Source organism: Cryobacterium sp. 10I1 (assembly GCF_035019805.1).
In the GTDB taxonomy this organism is placed as follows: domain Bacteria; phylum Actinomycetota; class Actinomycetes; order Actinomycetales; family Microbacteriaceae; genus Cryobacterium; species Cryobacterium glucosi.
This window is the reverse complement of record NZ_JASJVF010000386.1, coordinates 1-2,136: the sequence shown is the minus strand read 5'-3', so window position 1 is coordinate 2,136 and position 2,136 is coordinate 1. Positions and strand designations below refer to the sequence as shown.

The 2,136-nt window shown below is 65.8% G+C and carries 2 protein-coding genes; both read right to left on the bottom strand.

What is annotated here, in order from left to right; all coding sequences use genetic code 11:
• Positions 1-65 precede the first annotated feature (65 nt).
• Positions 66-830, bottom strand: a complete 765-nt coding sequence (gene istB / locus QN345_RS18310; RefSeq protein ID WP_322135186.1) for an IS21-like element helper ATPase IstB — start codon at positions 828-830, stop codon at positions 66-68.
• Positions 827-2,068 carry a Mu transposase domain-containing protein gene (locus QN345_RS18305; RefSeq protein WP_322135187.1) on the bottom strand — a complete coding sequence of 414 codons (1,242 nt, stop codon included), beginning with the start codon at positions 2,066-2,068 and terminating at the stop codon, positions 827-829. Before QN345_RS18305 ends, istB begins: the two co-directional genes overlap by 4 nt.
• Positions 2,069-2,136: the final 68 nt, after the last annotated feature.

The following is a 2,136-nucleotide window of genomic DNA, read 5'->3' as shown; positions in this document are numbered from 1 at the left end:
TGTTAACGCCAACCGAAAATAGGGCCACTTCTGCCAACTGAAAACAGGGCCACTCTCGTGTGGTTCTAGTGTGCCGTAGTCGCGGTGGGTTGGTGTTGCTTGAGCCGGTAGCTGTTGCCTTTGAGGCTGATCACGTCGGCGTGGTGAACGATGCGGTCGATCATCGCGGAGGCGATGGTGAGGTCGCCGAACACGTCGCCCCAGCGGGCGAAGGGCAGGTTGCTCGTCATGATCAGTGAGGCGTGTTCGTAGCGAGATGACACGAGTTGGAAGAACAGGTTCGCGGCGTCCTGGTCGAAGGGGATGTAGCCGACCTCATCGACGATCAGCAGGCTGTAACGGCGCAGCCTGATGAGTTCGGCGGCGAGTTTGCCTCGTGAGTGGGCTTCTTGGAGTCGAGTCACCCAGCCCGTCGCGGTGTCGAAGAGGACCCGGTGGCCGGCTTTGGCGGCCTTGATTCCAATGCCGACGGCGAGGTGTGTTTTCCCGGTTCCGGGAGGCCCGAGGAGGACGACGTTCTTCGCTTCGGTGAGGAACACGCTCGTGCCCAGGTGCGCGATCAGGTTCCGGTCTGCGGAGGGCTGGTGGTCGAAGTTGAAGTCCTCGAGGGTTTTGTGACCCGGGAACCGGGCGGCCTTGATGCGGAGCGCTGCCCCGGAGGCTTCGCGTTCGGAGACCTCTTTGGAGAGCACTGCGGCGAGGTATTCCTCGTGGGACCAGCCCGCGTCGCGGGCCTGGTCGCCCAGGCGCCGGAAGGCTTCGCTGATCCGTGGGGCCCGCAGCGCGCGGGCGTAGTACTCGATCTGCGAGGCCGCTTCCGACCCGGTCATGACGCGACCGCCAACACGGTCGGGGTGGTGTCTAGGTCAACGCTGAAGAGTTCGTCGTAGCGGGCCAGTGAGGCCATCTCGACGACGGCAGTGACCGCGGGCCGGCGGGCGCGTTGGGCTTGGAACTGCGCGCGCAGCTCGGCCGCGCGGAGGACGTGCGCCGGATCGGTCACGGTCAGTTGCCGAGCCCATTTCCGGCGGTGCGCGGCGATGAGGACCCCGTCGTGGTGGACGGTGACGCGTTCCAGGCCCGCTGTCACGTCCACGACCCGGCCGATCATGGTCGGGTCGACGGAGTAGTCGTTGCTGAAAGCGCGAACGTAGTAATCCCGTGGGAGCCGGACGCTATTTCGGAACATCACTTCCGGCGCCAGCGGCGGCAGCCCGCGCATCGCCGCCCGGTCGATGCTGATCAGGTCCTGCGGGCGGCCTCTGCGTGACCGGGAGAGACGGTTGTTCGCGATGGGCAGCCACCCGGCCAACTGCTCATTGAAGTCGTCGGGCGAGGTGAACGCCCGGCCCGACATGAAGCGGCTGCGGAAGAACCGATTCATCCGCTCGACCATGCCCTTGGACTCGGGGTCACGGGCCTTGAGTAGCTTGATCTGGGTGCCGAGCGTACCGGCGAACGCGGCGGCGGGCTCGGTGAGTTTCCCGCGCCCGATGCCGGTCTCGTTGTCCCAGGTCAGCCGGGCGGGAACGGCCTCGGCCTCCTGCAGCAACGACCACATCCCGCCGAGCAGATCCGGCGTCGTCCGAGACGGCAACATGCGGGCCTGGATGAATCCGGAGAACGTCGAAGTCATCACCAGCACCGGCGGCGCAGCAGCCTGGTCATGGCCCAGCGGCAGGTCTTCGTGCGGGAACCAGAGATCACACTGGACCTGGAACCCGGGCGGGTGCACCAGCCGGTCCGCGGGGTCCGGCACCGCGTACTCCGGGCGCAGCTCGGCGATTTTGGCCCGGAACAGCGACGGAGACCCCGACCAGCCCACCCGTTCGGCCGCGGTCGCGGCCGGCATCGTCGGCGTTGCCGCAAGCAACACCCGCACCTGCGACGCAAACGCGTCGAAACTCGACCCGGTCGGCTCGCGCTTATACGTAGGCGACCTATCCACAGCCAACGCCCGATCCACCGTTCCCCGGGACACCCCGGCCAGCCGGGCTATCTCCCGTTTCGAATGCTTGCCCGTCGAATGCAGGTGGCGAATCTCTGCCCAATCATCCAATTTGATCACCTTCCATAATGGTTGGTGGCCCTATTTTCAGTTGGCGTTTCTGGCCCTGTTTTCGGTCGGCGTTAACA